Genomic DNA, 19,848 nt, shown 5'->3' on the forward strand with positions numbered 1-19,848 from the left:
CCCGCCTCCCCGTCGAGAGCGAAACATGCCCGCTCCGGCGGAGTCCATGAACTTCTCGGTATTGGGGGTCGCTAGTGCTCCGTCCTCCTCCGGGCCAGCACGACCCCCGCCGAAATCAGCACGAGCAGTACCACCACCAGAGCCCCCAGCTCCACCGGCCCGAGCCCGCCCGCCTTCGTCGGGGTAGGGGCGGGGGTCCTGACGGTCAGATCCTGAGTGACGACGCTGTTCCCGGACATGTCGGTCAGGTTGAGCCTGTAGTGGTAGGTTTTCGATGCGGAGAGGTTGGTCAGGGTCACGCTGTGGACCCTGCCCGCCACGGGGGACTCGGCCCGGCGGCCATAGGAGCCGTTCTGGCCGTACTCCACCCTGCACAGCGTTTTTTCGGTGGTGTATATCACCAGCGTGACGGATTTCTCCGTGACCCTCGAGGGTGTTACGTTCAGCACCCCCGGGCCGAGCTCATCCACGGCGTCGAAGGCCCGGGAGCCCGCCGCCAGAGGGGTTGAGTTGCCCGCGAGCTCGGCGAGGTAGGTGTAGGAAGCGCTGTGGATTCCCGTCTGGTCCGTCGAGTTGAAGGGCACCGAGAACGACCCGCGGTTCTCGCCCGGGCTCAGGTTCCAGGGCACCTCGCTCTCCCCGGCCACATTTCCCTGTGGGTCGTAGACCGTCAGCACGAGCCTGCCCACGGTCGGCCTGTTAGCCTCTATCGTCACAGAAACGTTCAGGGTCTCGCCGGCCTCGTGCTCCCCGCCCTCCAGCTGCGCCTCAACGAATCTGGCAGAGTAGCCTGAGACGTCGAAGGGGACGCTGCCGTTGAAGCCGCCGAAGGAGTAGAGGATGTGGTAGGTTCCGGACCTGAGCTCCGGAACCGGCACCCGAATCGTGGTCGTGCCGTAGTGGGAGAGGGAGCCGCTGTACCACGGCGTCCTCAGGGTCAGGAGGCCCTGAACGGTCGACTCCGCGGTTACCCGTATCTCCTCGCCTATCTCGTAGACCTGCTTGTCGGTGGTCAGGACCACGTCTCCGGCGGGCCTGACACGGACATAGAGCGAGTTGATATATAGCGACCTTCCGGAGGATGTGTAGACCGAGTAGAAGAGCTTCTCCCCTCCCGCTTCGACGACCGGCACATCGAAAACGAGGGTGGTATTACCATGTGCGCTCAGATTGAAGGGCCGGACTTCGTCAAAGCTACCATACTTGACGCGGGAGAAAAGCTCGACGTCGAAGGCCTTCAGATTAGCGACTTCGATGGAGAGCCGCGCCACATCCCTGGCTCTGTAGAGGTTCCTGTCAAGGGAGGCATTCACGGCCACCTTCATGCCCCTGACGATGATTCTCTGCTCATGCCGGACCCCTTCCATCGTGAAGAATGCTTTGTAGCCCCTCTCCTCGAGGTCGTCGGGGAAGGTGAAGTTGAAGAACACCCCGGCCTCCTCGCCCGGCGGCACCCAGGCGTAGCCGTTTTCCTCATAGATGCCCGGAATCGTGAGGTTCACCTCGGCCTTCCCGACTAGGTCCCCGATGTTCCTCACCCTGACCTCCACGCTCGCGGGCTCGCCGATAAAGTATATGTTGTAGCCCGGCAGGGAGACGAGCTCGAACTCTGGGGGGAGGACGCCCCACTCGCCGGAGCGGGTCATGTATATCTTTCTGCTCACATCCCTGTTCACGAGAACCGTTGCGCTCCCCTCGAAATCAATGTATCCCTCGGCGCCCACGAGCATAGTGTAGCTGCGCGAAGGGGCCTCGACCCTGAACGCGCCGGCGGCGTCGGTGGTAGTGTTGACGAAGAGCGGCTCGGGGTAGCCGGAGTAGAGCGATATGCTCGCTCCCCCGACGGGTCGGCCAGAGACCTTGTCCAGCACAACGCCGCTCAGGTTGCCGGTGCCATTCTCCAGTACGAGATAGAAATCAATGTGCGTGGTCCTAATCCAGGGAACGCTCACATTGAGGCTCGTGTTCAGGTACCCCTCTGACGAAACCTCTATCGCGCACACGCCCTTCGGCAGCGTCGCAGTAAAAACCCCGTTCTCGTCCGTGGTGACGCTCAGGCCGCCAAGATTGAGGGTCGCGCTCAGGGGCTCGCCCGTGACCATGTCCAGAACGCGGCCGGTGAGGTTGCCTGTGGAGGGGGTGGGCCTCGGCATCAGATAAAAGTCGAGTCGCAGCCCGGTGCCCCTGTATACCCACACGCCGGGGCTCTGGCCGCGCGTGTCGAGCCCGTCGTGGTTGTCGGTCCCGCGCACTATTAATTCGTGGTTGCCGTGGTAGTATGTGAATGAGTAGGAGCCGTTGGCGTCCGTGGTGACGCGGTCCCAGCCGTCGTACCAGATGGTGATTCCCGGCACGGGGAGTCCGGAGACGACGTCGTATACGGTTCCCGATAGCGTGCCCTTTCTGGGCTCGATGTAGAAGTCAAGGTTGAGGTTCCGGCCGCGGTAGATGCACTGGCCCACCGTCTGGCCGCGTGTGTCGATGCCGTCGTGGTTGTCGGTCCCGCGCACTATTAATTCGTGGTTCCCGTGGTAGTATGTGAATGAGTAGGAGCCATTCCCGTCCGTGGTGACGCGGTCCCAGCCGTCGTACCAGACTGTGATTCCGGGGACGGGGAGTCCGGAAATGACATCATAGACTGTTCCCGAGAGCGTGCCCTTCCGGGGCTCGAGGTAGAAGTCCAGTGTGAGGGTGCGGCCGCGGTAAATGTACTGGCCAACGGTCTGGCCGCGCGTGTCGAGGCCCTCGTGGCCGTCGGTCCCGCGCACTATTAATTCGTGGTTCCCGTGGTAGTAAGTGAAGGAGTAGGAGCCATTCCCGTCCGTGGTGACGCGGTCCCAGCCGTCGTACCAGATGGTTATTCCCGGCACGGGGAGTCCGGAGACCGTGTCATAGACCTTTCCGCTCAGGGTCCCTTTTCTGGGCGAGAGATGGAAATCCGCCGTTGTATTTCCACCCGCGTATATCACCCAGCCGGTGTGCCCCAATGAGTCCAAGCCGTCGTAATCGTCTGTTCCGCGGACGATGAGGCGGCACACGCCCGCGCGGTACTGGAAGGAGTAGAACCCGGTCTCATTCGTCGTGACGCGGTCCCAGTCGTCGTACCATATTGTGATTCCCTCCACAGGCTGGCCGCTCACGAGGTCATACACGCGCCCGGTCAGATTGCCCGTGGTCACTGGGGGCGTGTAGCCCTGCGGGGTGAGGCGGAAGTAGAGCGGCGGGGAGCGCGCGGTCACCAGAACGGTGGTCACCAGGGTGTCGTAGCCTGTTTTGCTGATCTCGACGTCGTGGAGGCCCCTCGAGAGGGTGACTGTGAAGCCCCCGTTTCCGTCCGTTGTGGCGGAGGTGGAGCCGTCGAAGACCACGCTCGCGCCCGGAAGGCCGGCGGTCTCGTTCAGGTCATTGACCGTGCCCGATACTGTAAACGCATTGGGCTCGAGGTAGAAGTCCAGCTCCGAGGCCCTGCCCGCGAGGTGGATGCCTGTGGTGAGGGGGTCGTAGCCCGTCTTCGAGAGGCTCACGGTGTGGTAGCCCGTCCCAAGATTCTTGGAATAGCGGCCCCCGGCGTCGGTTGTGGCGGTCAGGGAGCCGTCGAAGGTTAGCTCCACGCCCCCGATGGGCGCCCCGGTGACTAGGTCCCGCACGGTTCCGTTGGCGTAGCTCAGGTTGAAGGAGGGGGGAGTGAGGTAGAACACGTAGTCAGATGAGTTGGCGGCGACGTGAATTCCCGTGGTGAGGGGGGAGTAGGAGGGGTTGACCAGCTCCACATTATGATAGCCCGTGGAGACCGTCATGCTGAACCTTCCATCGGGGCCTGTGGTCGTGTTGTGGGTCGAGTCGATGCTCACCCTGACATTTGGTATCGGAAACTCATAGATGAGGTCCAGGACAACACCCGCTATCGGTCTGGTGAGGGGCTTCAGGAAGAAGTCGTAGCCCGAGCTCCTCTTGGCGACATGAACGCCCGTCGAGATGCCCTCGTAGCCCTCGAGGGCGAGGGAGACGGAGTGGTAGCCGACCGAAAGGGCTATGGCGTAGCCGCCGTCCGGGCCGGTGGTCGTGTTGCTGGTCCCGTCGAAGCTCAGCGCGACGCCGGCCAGCGGGAAGCCGTACACTAGGTCCCTGACGGTGCCTGATATCTCCTCGCCCATCGGTTTTAGATAGAAATCCATATCAGAGCTTCGGGCCGCCACATGAACCCCGGTCCTCACGCTCTCGTAACCCTCCGCTGAGACCTCCACGCTGTGGTGGCCCGTCCCGAGCAGGGCCCTGTACCGGCCCTCTGAGTCAGTTGTGGCGTTGACAACTCCGTCGAAACTGACCATTGCCCGGGATATCGGGCTCTCGTCCACCAGATTCCTGATAACACCCGTCGTCCAGTTCGTCGTGGGGAAGAGGAAGAAGTCCAGGTCGGAGGTGCGCTGGGCGACGTAGATCCCGGTCTCGAGCCCCGCGTAGCCCCCGGCGGAGACGGAAACGCTGTGGTGGCCGACCGCGAGCGCCACAGTGTAGCGCCCGCTCCCGTCGGTGAGGACCGCTGGGCCCCCGTCGAAAACGAGCGACGCGCCGGGAATCGGGGTTCTGTAGACTATGTCCAATACAGTCCCGCTCTGGAGGTCGGCGTCGAGGTATAGGTCAAGTGTGGTCATCCTGCCCGAGCAGACGATGGCTTCGGTGGGTGCTGATTGGGAGCCCCCCAGCTCGGCCATCACGCGGTACTTACCCGGAGGCAGGAGAATCGAGTAGCGCCCGTCATCCTCCGTATCAACGAAAATCTCGTTCGCGCTCAGGTTCACGAGCACCGAGGCGCCGCCGACCCCCTTCTCGCTCAGGAGCGTCAGCACCCTCCCCTCGATGCCCTGCCTCCCAATGTTGAGCGCGCCCGCGCCCCCCGCGGTGGTGTAGATGTCCCTCGTGTTGTTCGTATACGCATAGACCGGAATCATGACCCGGGCGCTGTTGTACCCCTGGGCCTTTGTGACCACCTTGTAGTAGGCCCCGCGCAGCTCGAGCGAGTAGGAGCCATCGGCGTCCGTTGTTGCGCTGCGCACCTCCCCCAGCGCCTCGAAGGTGATGGTCGCTCCGGGGATGCTCCCGTTCGTGAGCCAGTCCGCGAGCCTCCCCGAGACCCTGCCCTCCCCGCCCGTGTAGTTTACCCTCGCGGAGCCCATGCCCGTGTCCACGAGGGCCTCGGCTCTCGCGACGAGGAGGTAGCTGCCGGAGAGGGCCGTGCGCGGCAGAGAGAGGGTGAAGGTCTCGGTCGCGGGGGCGCCGTAGAGCTCCACCTCGCGGCTCTCCGAGGCGGCGGAGTTACCCACCGGGTCGAGCGCCGAGAGGGTGAGGCTCGCGATGCCCAGAGCGGATGGGGAGGAGACCGAGACAGTGACGTTGATTCCCTCCCCCTCGGCATAACCTCCCCTGTCCGCCGAGACCGACACCTTTATTGATGGAGTGAAGCCCCAGATGCCCTTCGAGGCGACGCCGAGCTGGCGGCCCGACTCGTCATAGAACCAGGCCCAGAAGCGACCCGTGTCGGCGTTCTTTCTCTCATAGACGAGGTCAATGCTGCCGCCGGCGGGGACCGCGACCCTCCTCTCGTCGAAGACCACGTGGCTCCAGTCGTATTTGACTGTCACGTTCTGGTCCGTGGAGAGATAGCTGCGGATGTGAATCGTGAAGTTCACGCTCGAGCCCCGGGGCACATGCTCTTTATCAGAAGTTATGTCGAAGAACATACCGGAGAAGTTGTAGAGGAAACCGCGGGGATTCGCTCTGTACATGGACACGGCGAGCCTCTGGGCGTCGAAGCCCTGCGAGACCACTTTTCCCGAAGAGTCTTTGAGATTGTAGTCCAGCCACCAGATGCCGGGGGTTGATGGCGCGGTGAGGCTCAGGTTGAGGGTCGTGGAGGAGCCGGGGGAGAGGCTCACAGACTGTTCAAGAGACGCGACAATGGCGCGGTCCGGGCTGACGGTCGTTATGGAGACCTTGCTAGCCGCGACCGGGCCCCTGTTCTTCAGCGGCACCTCGACCGACGCGGAGGAGCCGGGGGCTGCTTCCGTCAAGGGGGCGGGGTCCACGGCCCAGGCCACGAGGTCTTGAATCAGGCGCTTCCCGTCGGCCGAGAGCGCGTTGTGGGAATGGGCCCAGTCCTCGTATGCGGAGAGGACCACGACCCTCCCTCTGCCCCACTCGTAGGCCAGCATCGCCGGCTGGGCGTTTTTCGTTCTCGAGAGCACGACCGTGGCGCTCTCGGGCCAGCTCGTGAAGTAGCCGTCCACATTTATGCTGGGCGAGGGGCCGGATTGGCCGGCGAGGAAGGGCATGTATGTGGTGATTCCCACTGAAGCGTACTGGCAGCTCTGGTCCTCTATCCAGCCATATCCCTTCAGATTCCCGGGAAGCGCCCCGTAGTCGTTGCCGTACTGCTGCGCCAGCGCTATTATCGTTCCGCCGGCCTCCAGATAATCCTCGAGCTTTGATTTGAAGCTCCGGGAGCCGTCGAGGCCGTAGAGCCCTCCCGATGGGATAATCAGGACCGGGTGGCACACGAGGCGGTCGAGCTCGCAGTTTACGTCAACAAATGTCACAGGCTCTCCGATGTTAGTGAGGAGCCAGCCAGACTCACTCCAGAATCCGTTCCGCAGGACCGCCACCCTGGGCAGCTCCAGAATTTCAAGGAAACAGTCCTGATGGGCCTTCATTATGCCGTAAATGGCCGACGGGTCCTCGTTGAGGGTCTGGTTCACTATGCGCATTGAGAAGGGCTTTACCGTAGTGTCGGATATAGAGGTGCTGGGCTCGAGGCCGATGTTCTTCACCGACACCGTCATGGTATAATTGTCCATCGCCTTTAGCGCCTCCTCGGGAAGGGAGGCCACGAGCGCCGGATAGACCTCCATGAAAATCTCGTACATCATGCCCGCCAGCGCCAGCACGTCGGGCCTCCAGGCTGAGACCACATTCTTATTTACCTCATCGGACTGGCTCTTGATGTGTTGCATCATCATTACTATCTGGGTGGAGTTCCGGATATCCGCGATTCGCTCGTATGCATTGAAGAGGCTCTGGTCCCGGACTATGACGCCGCTGGAAACGTCCTGGTTGTCATCTGGATGGTCGTTGCCTGGGGTTGTGGGCGGCCTATAAGGCGGTTTGGGCGTGGGCTTGGGGGGCTTCTGCGGCTTGGGTAGCTTGGGTGGCTTCGGGGGCTCGGGCGGTTTGGGAGGCTCAGGCGGTTTGGGGGGCTCGGGCGGCTTTTGCTTTGGCTTAGTGTGGTTCCACGCCCATTTAATAAAGTCCACGACCTCATCAACGAATTCGTTAATGCTCTCGCCGGCGTTCTCGAGAAGGGTCTTCTGGGCGCCCCTCGTGTTTTGGGCGACCCAGAGGTCCATCTGATACTTTACTTCAAGCGCTATGAACATGTTCTTGTAGTTCCCCTTGAAGTTGTCCCAGCACTCCTTGTCGGTGTCAAGAGGAAACTCCTGCTTGACCTTATATAGAGGGTTTTCGGGGCGGATGGTGATGTCGTTGTAGGCACTGGCAATGTCCTTCGGGCTCAGGCCGGCCTCCCGGCACCTCTGGTACGCGGCGGCGACCCTCTTCTGCTGCGCGCTCATCGCCAGCTCGCCGAAGTAGACGCCCGTGTCCTTGGCCCATGTGAGCCAGCCGAGGCTCGGGTTTATCTGGTCCACGCCCTTGTCCATTATGTAGGACAGGACGTCGTTCTTCATTCCCTCCGTGTCGCCCGCGTTCATGTGAATCAGAAGGTTGTAGCCGTTGGATATCTCGCTCCCGTGCTCCACGGAGGGCGGAAGCGAGGGCATGGGCGAGGTCTCGATCTTCCCCTGCGCGTCCTCCTCGACCAGAGCGCTGAGGCCCGTGAGGAGCAGAAGGCCCGCAGCCAGCACAGTTGACAGCCCGCGCAATATACCAACCATTACATCAGCTCCCTTGTCCGCTCCGCATGGAACGGAATGGAGCCGTATCGATAATTGGCAGTATAATAATTTTTGGATTGGTGGTCTTCTAGTGGGGGCTGTCGGAGAAGTGGGCGTGGCGCCCGCGCCCATGCGCACAAATTGCGGCTCGCATACGCTCCCGAAATTTGTGGACTAGAACGAGAGCCCTCTCTGCCGTGTCGGGCGCTCGTTCAGTCGAATCCCAGTGCGGGCTGTCAGAGAAGTGGGTGTGGCGCCCGCACTGGGATTCGAACCCAGGTCTGGAACTCCGCAGGCTCCTAGGATATCCGTACTACCCCATGCGGGCGCGGGGCGAAGGAAGGGCGGCGGGATTTATAAAGATATGCGCGGACCTTCGCGAAGCGATGCGAGCCGCCCGCTTTTTCCTCAGGGCGTGGGAACCCTCATTGCATCTACCTTTAGTGCCTGAAGAACCCTCCATCCGAGCGGCTGTTCATGGCCGAATCAACAAGAAATTTATCCCCATTTTAAATATATGGGTACGATGAAAGGCTTTACAGGCAGAATTCTCAGAGTTGACCTCTCATCGGGCCTCTGGCGGGCGGAGCCTACAGACCCGGTGGAGGCCAGGGCCTTCCTCGGCGGAAAAGGATACGCGGCCTCGAGGCTATTCCGCGAGCTCGCTCCCGGGACCGAACCCCTCTCCCCAGAGAACAAAGTAGCTCTTATGGCGGGCCCCCTCACGGGCACTAGCGGGCCGATGGCAAACCGATTTGCGGTCTGCACGAAGTCCCCACTCACCGGTGCGTGGCTCGACTCGCACTGCGGGGGCCGCTGGGGCGTGGAGCTCAAGCGCGCCGGCTGGGACGGGATAATTCTCGAGGGGAGGGCGGAGGGGCCCGTGCACATGAGAATTCGTGACGCGGATGTGGAGCTGGCCGGCGCCTCCGATTTCTGGGGAAAGGGGACGTTTGAGACGACGAGAGCGATTCAGGAAGGGGAAATTGAGGGGTCCGGCGGGCGGAGGCCCTCGGTCCTCTGCATCGGGCCCGCAGGCGAAAGCCTCTGCCTCACCGCGTGCGTTATCGCCGACGCGAGGGCCGCGGGCCGGGGCGGCGCTGGAGCGGTTCTGGGCTCGAAGAACCTGAAGGCCATATCGGTTCTTGGCACAGGCAGCGTTCCCCTCGCTGACGAGGCAGCGTTTGAGGAACTCGCGCGGAGGACTCGTGAGAAGCTTCTAGCTAGCCCCTCCCTGCGAGAGAGGCACATTCTCGGCACCGCCGGGAACGTGAGGCCGGTTAATGCAACGGGCGGGCTCCCTACCCGCAACTTCCAGAAGGGAAGCTTCGAGGCTTTCGAAGAGATAACTGGAGACGCCTTCTCGAAACACCTCTGGAACAACTCAAAGAATTTGAGGCCCTGCTGGGGTTGCGTCATCCCCTGCGCGCACTACGCCGTCCTCCGCCCCGGAGGACCCGCTCGCTACCTCGGCCGCCCCGGCGCCGGGGATGAGAAGCGCTGTGCAGATGGAAAGGAGGGGGTCGCTGAAGGGGGAGCTCAGCAGGCTGGACAGAGCGGGGAGGAATGGTGGGGGAGAGAGGGGAGGGGAGTCGTCTCTGGCGCGCAAGCGCGGAGCGAGCCAGGAGCCCGGGAGGATGGGGAGAAATGGGCGCTGGGGGAGCGGAGCACCGAGATTGTCGACGAGGGTCCCGAGTACGAGACCATCGCCATGCTCGGCTCCAATCTGGGCATTGCTGACAGGGAGGCAATCGCTCTCGCCGACTATATGCTCGACGACGTCGGCCTAGACACAATCTCATTTGGCAACACGCTGGGCTTCCTGATTGAGTGCTTTGAGACGGGCCTTCTCGGTCTCGAAGAGACCTCCGGCCTGAGGCTGGAATTCGGCTGTGCCGAGGTCCTTCACCGAAGCATCCTCATCGCCTCGAAAAGGGCGGGGCCGCTCGGCGGGCTGCTCGCAGACGGTGTGCTGAGGGCGTCGAGGAGGATAGGGAAGGGGAGCGAGGGATTTGCGATGCATGTGAAGGGCCTGGAGATTCCCGCCTACGACCCCCGCGCCTCCCCGGGGCAGGCGCTGGCCTACGCCGTCGCGGACAGGGGGGCCTGCCACCTCAGGCCATTCATGTACGGGAGCGAGCACTTCGGGAAGTCCCCGCGGCTCGACGCCCTCACTTACGAAGGAAAGGCGGCGGAGGTCAAGAGCGGTCAGGAGAGGTGCGCAGTCGTCGACTCCATCGGCCTCTGCCTCTTCCACATGATGGCCCTGAGCCTCACTAAGGATATCCTTCCGCTTCTGAACGCCGCCACCGGCTTCAACTACTCGGAGCAGGAGCTCCTAAAGGTGGGGGAGAGAATCAACAATCTGACCCGCGCCTTCAACTGCCGCGAGGGCTTTGACGTTAAGGACGACGCTCTCCCCCCGAGGTGCCGGGAGCCCCTGAGGGACGGGAAGCGAGCCGGCCTGCCCATGGAGCTCGAGCGGATGCTCCCGGAGTACTACCGCCTCTGCGGCTGGGACGAGAGAGGAGTTCCAACCCCAGAGAAGCTGGGGGAGCTGGGGCTGGAGTTCGCAATTGATTCACTGACGGGAAGGGGGCGTTGAGCCCGCCCGCGCTACGCGCTCTTGCCGGCGAGCTGCCCCCCGAGAATTCTCTCGGCCTCTTCGAGGAAGCGCTCCTCACTACCCTCGGGAATCGTCCCGCCGGCCGCGACGTTGTGCCCTCCACCCGTCCCGCCCACGGCGGCGGCCGCGCCGCGCATCACCACAGAGAGGTCGAGCCCCCTCTCGGTCAGGGCCCGGGTGCCCCTTGCCGAGACCTTCACCCCGGATCCGTCCTCGGCCTTTGCGAAGGCTACCATTGGAAGCCCCGGATCTACTCCCGCTTCTCCCGACGCCAGGAGCATCCCCGCGACCACGCCGACGATAGTGTCCGATATTCCGTCGCCCGCGTGGAAGTACTGGAGGTGGCGCCTCCTCCTGACCCCGAGCTCCTTCACGAGCTGAATTCCGTCGACGAGAGAGCGCCTGTGGCCTTGCAGAAGCGAGAGGGCCCTTCGCAGCCCCTCGCCCCTGTCTCCCCTGCACACCGCGAGCCCGACCTCCGGCCTGTCGTGCCTCCCGCAGGAGTTGAGCAGGGTCGCGAATTCCATAGCGTCCCTGAGCTCCGTTCCCGGCTCCTCCTTTATCAAAGTGTAGACCTCGCCCAGAACCCTACGGGCGGCGGCGTGGCCGGCGCCGAGCTCGATAAGGCGAATGACGATGGCCGAGGCTATTTTCCTCTTTTCCTCTAGAGAGAGCGAAGCCCAGCTCCTCCACCTCTCTCCGTCCTTCAGTGGAACGCCGAGAGGCTGGAGGAAAGCCAGCGACCCCTCCTCGCTGCCCGACACTCCCGGAATTCCGGGGTCGCTTGCGTACTGGAGCATCTTGTGTACCGGCCGCGTCTCCCGGCCAAAGTACCGGATGTCTATGGACCAGTCGAGGACTCCCGCCCTCTTCCCCTCGTCGAGAATCAGCCTGTTGGTGCCGACCAGCCTTCCGGCGCGCCTGTCCTGAAGGTCGCCGACCGCCCCAACAACCGCAAGCGCCGTGAGTTCCCCGGCCTGCGGCGCGAGCTCGCGCGCGACGAGATAGGTTGCTCCGGCGCCGCTTAAGTCAGTGGCACCATCGAGCCCCGCGAGATGCGGATTGACCTGCGGAATTCTAGTGGTGCCGTCTGGGACGTGGTGGTCGGTTATCACACACTCCAGCTCCCCGAGGAGCGACTGGGAACCGCTGCCCAGATCCGTGAACCATATGAGCGAGTCCGTGTCCAATGTGGAGACGGTGGCCACGTCGAGCTGCTTCAGGAACCGCACCCTGTGCTCAATGCCCGCGCGCTCCAGCGCGAGCGAGGCGATCGCACCGGAGCAAATTCCGTCGGCGTCGATATGAGTCACGACGAGGACCCTCTTCTTTCCGCGCAGGAGCGCCGCGATGCTCCGGGCCCGCTCGAGCATGTCGTCCCGAGTAATTGCTGCCCATGCTTAAAGGTTGCCGGTGGGGGCGCTGGTAGCCGCTTTCCCGGAGGCCCGACGAAAGCCCGAAGGGGATCGCGCGCACCCGAATGGATTTCTGTGCCTCTCGGTGCCCGGCTCTGGCGCGCCACCGCTTATCCGGCCGATAGATAAGTCAAAAGAATTTGCGAATCGTCGAGAGGTCCTCCATGGAGATCTTCGTCAGCCTGAGGCGCTTCGTCACGAGGGCCTTCATCGGCCCCATCTCCTTCTTCAGCAGGGCCTCTAGGGTCGCGCTGTCGGTGGTGATGTGGATGTCCGGGTTCGGCAGGACCCCCTTCGAGAATTCCTGTATCTGGTTGTCCCGCAGGGTGAAGTGATAACCCTCCGCATCCGTAAGCTCGATGAAGACACCTCTGGTCTTCCCCTCGAGCTCTGACCTCAGCTTCGGGTCGGTCCGAGCCCTCTCATTAAACCTCTCTATGACGCTCCTCAGCTCGTCCTCAAGCATTTCGAATCAGCCCCCTTTGAGCTCTCACGCTTCTCACTGCGGGCACCCTCCGCCGGTGCGAACTCATCCAGTTTTCTCTCCTGCCTGACCAGCTTCCGGACGGTCTCCCAGCTGGTCCTTGTGTGGGGAGGGAGAGTTCCCGTTGTTTCAAAGTATTTTTTTATATAGGCTATCGTCACCGGGTCGGCAGGGTAGCCACTGCCCGCGTCCTCCCCGGCCTCTCTCGATATCTTCTCCATCTCCTCGTCGCGGATTAACTTTGCGAGAATCGACGCCGCCGATACAACTGGGTACTTCACGTCCGCCCTGTGCTCGGAGACGAGCTCTATTCTCAGGCCTAGGTGGTGGAGCACCCTGAGCCCGAACTGGTGGGCGTCCGTGTCGACCGCGTCGACGAAGACCCTGACGCCCGAGGGCGCGCGTCCGGCGGGCAGTCTGGAGGTCAGGAGGGCCTTGATGACGTCCGCGAAGACCTCCGCCTCTAGCTCGTTGAGGCTACCGCGGTCGCGATATGAATCTATCTCCTCCGCGGGTATTTTCCTCACGACAACGTCCTCGCAGAGCCGGCGAATTCCGGCCCCTAAGCGGCGCCTGGTCTCGGGAGTGCACAGCTTAGAGTCCCGCACCCCGAGCTCGCGCAGCGTGCGGTCGTCTCGGATCCTGACGCCGACGATGACGAGTGGTCCCAGGACCGGGCCCCTTCCCGCCTCGTCCACGCCGATGAGCTCCTCCGCACCCGGCGCCTGAAACCCCTTTGCCTCTCCGGACAACGTGACCGTATCCGGCGGTGGGTAGTTATGCGTATTGGTCTCCCGGGGCAGGCACCGATGAGGGGCGCTGGAACCGCGGCGGGCCTCTGTCGTGGGTTAGAGCCGAGACCAGAACGGCCCGGCCTCCGGGTCTAACGGCCTCAGGGTTCTCCGGCGCAATCAAAAACAATCAAAAAATAATAATACTTATAACACACTATATCCAGTCTGGAGAAAGGCATGGAATACTGGGTAACGGGGCTAGTTGTTTTAATTATCGGAATGATTCTTCTGGTCGTCGAAGTCGCCACTCCCGGCCAGACCTTTATGGCAATACCGGGAACTGTGGCGGTCGTCCTCGGCTTGATAATGATGGCGCTGGGCCCCTGGCTCTTCTCGGAGGTCTGGTACGCCCCCGTGATCGCGCTTCTTGTCGTGCTCCCCGTCACGGTTATCACGATATGGTTCTACAGGAAGCTCGGGAGGGGCCACCCACCCATAACCACCGTCGGCGACTCTCTCATCGGCCGGCAGGGGGTAGTGATAGAGAGGGTCGAGCCAGAGAGTATCAAAGGGAAGGTCAAGGTGGCGAGCCAGATATGGAGCGCCACGGCCGACACCGTGATTGAGCCGGGAGAGAGGGTAGAGGTGGTGGCGAGCGAGGGAGTTCATGTCCACGTCGAGAGGGTGGAGAAAATCGCAAGGATAGAGAGGGAGATGATGGAGAAACAAGAGAGGGGAGAGTGATGCAGTGGCGGATGCCTCTGAGATGCTAATATGGATGATGGTCATCATCGTGGTTCTGGTCGTCGTAGTGATACTCCTTTCCTCGGTTAGAATCATATACCCCTGGGAGAAGGGACTAAAGATTGTACTGGGAAGCTACAGGGGCAAGCTTAACCCGGGGCTGAACCTCGTCATCCCTATGGTGACGACCGTTGTTCGGATGGACCTTAGGACGCAGGTCTTCGACGTCCCCCGCCAGGAGGTCATCACCAAGGACAACTCGCCGACGAACGTGGACGCTATCATATACATCAAGGTCACCGACCCCGAGAAGGCGTTCTTCGAGATCACCAACTATCGCCAGGCCACCATCGCGCTCGCCCAGACCACCCTCCGGTCCACCATCGGCGACATGGAGCTCGACGAGGTCCTCTACAACCGCCACGCCATCAACATCAAGCTCAGGGACGTGCTCGACGAGGCGACCGATGCCTGGGGCGTGAAGGTCGAGGCGGTGGAGATCAGGGAGGTGGACCCCGTCGGGCCGGTTAAGGCTGCGATGGAGGAGCAGACAGCGGCGGAGAGGGAGAGGAGGGCTGCGATTCTGCGCGCCGACGGCGAGAAGCGCTCCGCGATTCTGAAAGCCGAGGGCGCCAAGCGCGCGCGCATCCTTCAGGCGGAGGGAGTCAGGCAGGCCAGGATTCTGGAGGCCGAAGGCGCGCGGCAGGCGAAGATACTGGAGATGCAGGGTGAAGCCCAGTCCCTCCGGCTCCTGACGCTCGGAGCCGCCCTGATGGACCAGAAGGCATTGACCGTCAAGTCCCTGGACACCCTCGCGGCGATGGCCAGCGGTCAGGCGACGAAGATAATATTCCCGTTCGAGCTCAGCAGGCTGCTCGAGGGCGCCTCCCAGTACATCGGCGCTGGAACCAAGATACCCGATAGGCAGCCGGCGAACGTCATCGAGCTTGAGAGGCTGATAGGGAAGGCGCAGGATATATTGGGCCCGATTCCGAGCGCGCAGGAGCTCCGCGAGGAGATCGCGGCCATAGACAAGGAGATCAGGAGCGAGAGCCTCCAGTCTCAAGAGATCGCCCAGATTGGAGGAAGGGGGGTCGCGAGACCCGGAGAGCCCTCACCAGTTGGTAGCATGGAGGATGTCCTGAGGAAGGAGCCCCCGCCCCTCTTGCAAAAGCCGGCTCAGAAGTAACGCTCTTCATTGATTCCCCCGAGGGCTGCCGGGCACAAGCATCGCCACTTGGCTTCTTATCAGGTTGGAGCCTCCGTGGTCCCGAGAAAAATCGCCCAGCACCGCTTTCTCCGGCCGGGGCCATGCGGCGTTCCCCATCCCAGAATGGGGAGCGTCAGGGCTCCTTCCAGTCGATTATTTTCCTTACCGGGCTGATGTTCATCCCGAGACCCAGGCGGTCCGGGTCGAGGCCCATGGCAAGGCCCAGTAGCTGGGTATAGTAGATCACGGGAAGGCTGAGCTCGGCTCCTATCGTCCTTCCGCATATGTCCTGCGTGTCGAGCATCTTCTGGCAGGAGGGGCAGACGGTCACGACGGCGTCAATGCCCGCCTCCTGAATCGCCTTGATTTTCTGACCCGCCATCGTGAAGGCTGCGCTGTCGTTCTTCAGGAGCAGGGGTGCGCCGCAGCAGTCAAGCTTCTGGGGATAATAGGGGGAGGATGCCCCGAGCGCCTCGATGAGGCGGTCGAGCTTCTGGGGATTCTCCGGGTCGTCCTGCCTGCCGACCGCGCTGGGCCTGAGGGCGTGGCAGCCGTAGTGCGGCACGATTTTCAGCCCCCTGAATTTCCTGAGGGCTGAGGCCTTTATCCTCTCCGGGCCTATGACGTCGTGAAGGAGCTCGACGATGTGCATCACTCTCGATGTCCCCCTGTACTCAAGACCCTCTGTGGAGAGGACAGCGTTCACCCTCCGCTTCATGCCGTCGTTATGGTCAAGGACGTGCTTGGCCTCGAGGAGAGTCATCCGGCAGCCCGTGCAGAATGTCATTATGTCCAGACCAGTCCCCTCGCCTATGGCGATGTTGCGCGCGGCGAGGTATAGGAAGGCGAAGGGGTTGATGCTGCGAATCGTCACCCCGCAGCACGAGTGGCCCGGACAGTCCACGAACTCCACCCCGAGCCTGCCCAGCGTCTCGCGGGCCGACATCTCGTAGGCGTAGGCCTCGGTGGTTATTGCGCAGCCGAGGTAGAGCGCGTACTTCATTGCTGGTCCTCCAGAAGGCTCTGGCAAAGGGCGCCGGTCAGCGCCTCCCTGAACTTCTCCATGTCCACGGGCCTCGAGGCCTCGCCGAGACCTGCGCCCTTCCTGTCGGTAAATCTCTTTTTACCGGTCGCGACGCTCCTGTAGAGAACCTCGACGGGGTCCTGAATCAGCCCCTTCTCAATGACCGCTTGAAGGACTCCTGCGAAGCCGGGAGGCACGGGGAGGCCCCTCTGGACCGCTATTGAGCGCAGGAGGAGAATGACGTCCACCGGCGTGACCTTCTGGGGGCACCTCTCCTTGCACTTGAAGCACGTAACGCAGCACCATATGACCTCCGACTTCAGCAGCTCTTCTGTGAAGCCGAGGTTGAATAGTGCCATGACCTCGTGGGGGTGGAGCTCGAGGAGCTTCATCGCCGGGCAGCCGGCGGTGCACTTGACGCACTGGAGGCAGTAATCCGGTGTTTCCTCCCTCATCTCCCTGAGCATTCGCCTCTCTAGCTCGCTGACCTCGCTGGAGCTCTCAGCGGAGCTCATTTGGTCAGTCAGGTCCGACATCTCGCCATCACCCTAGCCCTCCGTTTATTTAAATTATTTGAGAAGCTCCGCCGCCACCGCCAGCCTATGCGAGTCGGGTGGCGATGGATAGACCGCGAGAGCCATTGCGTCCCTATAGTATCTCTCCACCGGCATCTCCTTCGTATAGCCCACCCCCCCGTGAACCTGTACCGCCTTGTTCCCGACCCGCACGCTGGAGTCTGCGGCGTGGGCCCTAGCCATCGCCGCCGCCATCCTGATGTCCTCCCCGTTGTCGCGCGCGAAGGCAGCTCTGTAGACCAGGAGCCTCGTCGCCTCGGTCTCTATCGCCATCTCGGCCAGCATGGTCTGAATCGCCTGAAATTTCGCGATAGGCTGGCCGAACTGGACGCGGATTTTGGCATAGCCCACCGAAGCCTCAATCGCGGCCCTGGAGACGCCGACCGAGGCCGCCGCGAGCCCGATTCCATCCACGGCTAGAACGCTCTCCAGAATTCGGCTGGCCCCGCCCTCCGGCCCGATCATGTTCGCCACCGGGACGTGGGCGCTGAACTCAACGGGGCCGATGCCCGCGCCACGGAGACCGAGCAGCTCCTCCCGCTCTCCCAGCGCTACGCCATCTCCCCTCTCCACCACGAAGAGGGTCGGGCCCTTCTCCGTCGTCGCCAGCACTATAAAGACACCCGCCTCGGACGCCATGGGCACGAAGAGCTTTTTACCAGTGATTCTGAACCCGTCGCCCTCGCGCGCGGCGGTGGTTCGCAGGGTCGAGAGGTCCAGACCCGCTCCGCTATCGAGGAGGGCCAGGGTCCCGAGGGTTTGACCCGAGGCCAGTGCGGGGAGGAGAGAGGCCTTCTGCTCCTCGCTCCCGAAGGCGGCGATGGGAAGGATGCCCAACGCGTTGTGCGCCCCGACCACGCGCGCTGTGGAGGCGCACGCCCGGGCCAGCTCTTCAACCGCTATCGCGAATGTGATGGTGTCCACTCCAGCGCCGCCGCACTCTTGGGGGGCGAGAAGGCCGAGGAGCTGGAGCTCCGCCATCCTCCGGATGGTCTCGACCGGAAAGGTCCTCTCCTCGTCGGTCCTTGCGGCGCGTGGCGCGACCTCCTTATCCACGAACTCCCTGACCATGTCCCTCGTCAGCGCCTGAACCTCGCTAAGCCTGAAGTCCATTCCATTCCCCCTAGCGATCCACGCTCTCCGCAACTCAGCCGCATTATAAAAACCTTTTATCATTTGGCCGCCTTCTCACCAACAATATTTATTACACCAGAGCGCCTTTTAGCACCGAGGCGCCGGAGAGCCATCACCGGGTGGATAAATGCCGAATCTGAGCGAGGCCTGGAAGTACGAGGCCGAGGGTCTTGTGTGGAGCGTCAGCGTGCCGCCCGGGGGCGGCCTCGTGGCCGCGGGCTCGTGGGACGGGCACCTCCACATCATTGATGAGAAAGGCTCGCTCCTGTGGAAGCAGAAGACGGGCGACATGGTCGGCGGGACCGGTATCTCAGGGGACGGGGGTATAGTCGTGGGAGGCTCCTACGACAAACACGTCTACGCCTTTGACAGGGGCGGGGGCCTCCTGTTTAAGTTCAAGACGGACAGCTTCGTTAGGGTCGCTTCCATAACTGCTACCGGTGACAGAATTATAGCGGCCGGGTGGAGCGGGACCCTCATCGCGCTGGATAAAAAAGGTACTGTGGAGTGGAGGGCGGACCTAGGGACCAACCCTCTCTGCGCGGTGGCGGTTGAGGGAGGCGGGGCGCTCGTTGGCTGCGCGGACAGCACCGTGCGCCGGCTCGACCCCGCCGGGAAGGAGATGTGGAAGCTGGAGGCGGGGAGCGCTGTGATATCCGTCGCCGCCTTGCCCTCCGGGGGCCTGATGGCCGCAGGATCTACCGACACGAACATCTACCTGATTTCCCCGGATGGGAAGGTGGTCTGGAAGTACAGGACGGGGGGCATTGTGCGCGGCGTGACCCTCTCAGAGACCGGGGACTACTTGGTCGCCACCTCGCATGATCGATATATTTATTTTTTTGAGCGGGGCGGCCGCCTTCTATGGATGACGAGGGTCGGGCCCGAGGTGTGGTCGATCGCAGCAACCGGAATGTGCGACACGCTTGTCATAGGATGCAGGGACGGCACCGTTCGGATGCTCAGGAACCCGGAGATATTGAGAATTCAGCTAGAATCCGCGAAGACGGCCATACTACTCGCGGAGAGTGAAGGGGCGGACACGAAGGAGGCCAAGCGGCTCCTCAGCGAGGCCGAGGCATCGGCGGCGGCGGGAAGTATGCAGATTGCCCTCTCCAGCGTCTCGGCCAGCAGGGCATCCGCCGAGAAAGCCCTCCGGGCCCAACTGAACCAGCTCTTGGACGAGAAGCTTGCGGAGTTCGAGAAGATGGCCGCGGAGCTGAAGCAGGCGGGCAAGAGCACCGCACGCGTCGACTGGGCGATACAGAGGGCGAAGAAACTCCGGGAGGCGGGGAGACTGAAAAGGGCCCTTGATTCCGCTCGCAGGAGCGAGGAGTACCTCAGGGGCGCGCCGGAGGCGCCGAGGCCTCCCCCCGTGGCGGAAGAAGTGCCTCCCACGCAGGCCCCGGCGGCGGAAGAGGGAGCGGAGGACCTCAGGCCTGTGGTCGAGTCTGAGTACAGCGCGACCCTCCAGGAGATCAGCGAACTCGGGAAGACCGGAGCCGACGTGACGGACGCCATGGCGCTGCTCGAGAAGGCGAAGGGAGCCATAGCGAGGAGGGACTATCTCGTCGCCGCGGAGTTTATATCTTCGGCGAGCAAGCAGGCCCAGACCATTGCGAAGAAGAGATCGGATGCCGCCGCGAAGCTGGCGGAGGCCGAGACGGCGCTGTCCGCGGCCCGCGCCGTAGGTGCTGAGACGGATGAGGTCGCCGGAACACTGAAAATGGCGAAGGACGCGATGGAGGCTGGGGAGTATGACCTCGCGATGGACTACGCCAGTCAGGTGGCGGCCCAGGCCTCGGAGCTAAAAAAGAAGAAGCTCGCGGAGCCGGTGGCGAAGGCCCCAGCGGGCCCGAAGCCCGAGGGACCCCCGAAGTGCCCGAGCTGCGGGAGGAAGGTCAAACCCCAGTGGAAGACCTGCCCATTCTGCAGGACAAGGCTGAAGTGATTAAT

At 62.7% G+C, this 19,848-nt stretch carries 11 protein-coding genes and 1 tRNA gene; 4 read left to right on the forward strand and 8 right to left on the reverse strand.

Annotation, left to right across the window (positions count from 1 at the left end; genetic code table 11):
• Positions 1 to 71 precede the first annotated feature (71 nt).
• Both QW379_03565 and QW379_03570 read right to left on the reverse strand, forming a co-directional pair.
• Positions 72 to 7,946: a carboxypeptidase regulatory-like domain-containing protein gene (locus tag QW379_03565; GenBank protein ID MEM2869485.1), complete on the reverse strand. Its 7,875-nt coding sequence runs from the start codon at positions 7,944 to 7,946 to the stop codon at positions 72 to 74.
• Positions 7,947 to 8,197: 251 nt separating this feature from the next.
• Positions 8,198 to 8,274 (reverse strand) — tRNA-Arg (locus QW379_03570).
• A 198-nt stretch (positions 8,275 to 8,472) separates the two neighbouring features.
• Between QW379_03570 and QW379_03575 the strand changes: the two genes are divergently transcribed.
• Positions 8,473 to 10,551, forward strand: coding sequence for an aldehyde ferredoxin oxidoreductase family protein (locus QW379_03575; protein MEM2869486.1), 2,079 nt, complete (start codon positions 8,473 to 8,475; stop codon positions 10,549 to 10,551).
• An 11-nt stretch (positions 10,552 to 10,562) separates the two neighbouring features.
• Here QW379_03575 and QW379_03580 read toward each other — a convergent pair whose 3' ends face one another.
• From QW379_03580 to rnhB, 3 genes are all read right to left on the reverse strand, one after another.
• Positions 10,563 to 11,945: a DHH family phosphoesterase gene (locus QW379_03580; GenBank protein ID MEM2869487.1), complete on the reverse strand. Its 1,383-nt coding sequence runs from the start codon at positions 11,943 to 11,945 to the stop codon at positions 10,563 to 10,565.
• A 172-nt stretch (positions 11,946 to 12,117) separates the two neighbouring features.
• Positions 12,118 to 12,453 carry an SCP2 sterol-binding domain-containing protein gene (locus QW379_03585; GenBank protein ID MEM2869488.1) on the reverse strand — a complete coding sequence of 112 codons (336 nt, stop codon included), beginning with the start codon at positions 12,451 to 12,453 and terminating at the stop codon, positions 12,118 to 12,120.
• Complete coding sequence (gene rnhB / locus QW379_03590; protein ID MEM2869489.1) at positions 12,435 to 13,223, reverse strand: ribonuclease HII; 789 nt, start codon at positions 13,221 to 13,223, stop codon at positions 12,435 to 12,437. Before rnhB ends, QW379_03585 begins: the two co-directional genes overlap by 19 nt.
• 219 nt (positions 13,224 to 13,442) lie before the next feature.
• On the opposite strand from rnhB, the gene QW379_03595 reads away from it, so the two are divergent.
• A complete protein-coding gene (locus tag QW379_03595) occupies positions 13,443 to 13,949 on the forward strand; it encodes an NfeD family protein (protein MEM2869490.1) in 507 nt (168 codons plus the stop codon).
• 22 nt (positions 13,950 to 13,971) lie between these two features.
• Positions 13,972 to 15,138: an SPFH domain-containing protein gene (locus tag QW379_03600; GenBank protein ID MEM2869491.1), complete on the forward strand. Its 1,167-nt coding sequence runs from the start codon at positions 13,972 to 13,974 to the stop codon at positions 15,136 to 15,138.
• Positions 15,139 to 15,292: 154 nt separating this feature from the next.
• Here QW379_03600 and QW379_03605 read toward each other — a convergent pair whose 3' ends face one another.
• The 3 genes from QW379_03605 to QW379_03615 are packed head-to-tail and all read right to left on the reverse strand — an operon-like array spanning position 15,293 to position 17,904.
• Positions 15,293 to 16,162, reverse strand: a complete 870-nt coding sequence (locus QW379_03605) for a CoB--CoM heterodisulfide reductase iron-sulfur subunit B family protein (protein MEM2869492.1) — start codon at positions 16,160 to 16,162, stop codon at positions 15,293 to 15,295.
• Positions 16,159 to 16,719, reverse strand: coding sequence for a 4Fe-4S dicluster domain-containing protein (locus QW379_03610; GenBank protein ID MEM2869493.1), 561 nt, complete (start codon positions 16,717 to 16,719; stop codon positions 16,159 to 16,161). Before QW379_03610 ends, QW379_03605 begins: the two co-directional genes overlap by 4 nt.
• Positions 16,720 to 16,752: 33 nt before the next feature.
• Complete coding sequence (locus QW379_03615; GenBank protein MEM2869494.1) at positions 16,753 to 17,904, reverse strand: acyl-CoA dehydrogenase family protein; 1,152 nt, start codon at positions 17,902 to 17,904, stop codon at positions 16,753 to 16,755.
• Between the two features lie 115 nt (positions 17,905 to 18,019).
• On the opposite strand from QW379_03615, the gene QW379_03620 reads away from it, so the two are divergent.
• Positions 18,020 to 19,843, forward strand: coding sequence for a PQQ-binding-like beta-propeller repeat protein (locus QW379_03620; protein MEM2869495.1), 1,824 nt, complete (start codon positions 18,020 to 18,022; stop codon positions 19,841 to 19,843).
• The last annotated feature ends 5 nt before the right edge of the window (positions 19,844 to 19,848 follow it).

Source organism: Thermoplasmata archaeon (genome assembly GCA_038851035.1).
Classification (GTDB): Archaea; Thermoplasmatota; DTKX01; order VGTL01; family VGTL01; genus JAWCLH01.

Coding starts and splice junctions, on each gene's coding strand:
- QW379_03565 (MEM2869485.1), bottom strand. CDS start 7,946: ATGGTTGGTATATTGCGCGGGCTGTCAACTGTGCTGGCTGCGGGCCTT.
- QW379_03575 (MEM2869486.1), top strand. CDS start 8,473: ATGAAAGGCTTTACAGGCAGAATTCTCAGAGTTGACCTCTCATCGGGC.
- QW379_03580 (MEM2869487.1), bottom strand. CDS start 11,945: ATGCTCGAGCGGGCCCGGAGCATCGCGGCGCTCCTGCGCGGAAAGAAG.
- QW379_03585 (MEM2869488.1), bottom strand. CDS start 12,453: ATGCTTGAGGACGAGCTGAGGAGCGTCATAGAGAGGTTTAATGAGAGG.
- QW379_03595 (MEM2869490.1), top strand. CDS start 13,443: ATGGAATACTGGGTAACGGGGCTAGTTGTTTTAATTATCGGAATGATT.
- QW379_03600 (MEM2869491.1), top strand. CDS start 13,972: ATGCTAATATGGATGATGGTCATCATCGTGGTTCTGGTCGTCGTAGTG.
- QW379_03605 (MEM2869492.1), bottom strand. CDS start 16,162: ATGAAGTACGCGCTCTACCTCGGCTGCGCAATAACCACCGAGGCCTAC.
- QW379_03610 (MEM2869493.1), bottom strand. CDS start 16,719: ATGTCGGACCTGACTGACCAAATGAGCTCCGCTGAGAGCTCCAGCGAG.
- QW379_03620 (MEM2869495.1), top strand. CDS start 18,020: ATGCCGAATCTGAGCGAGGCCTGGAAGTACGAGGCCGAGGGTCTTGTG.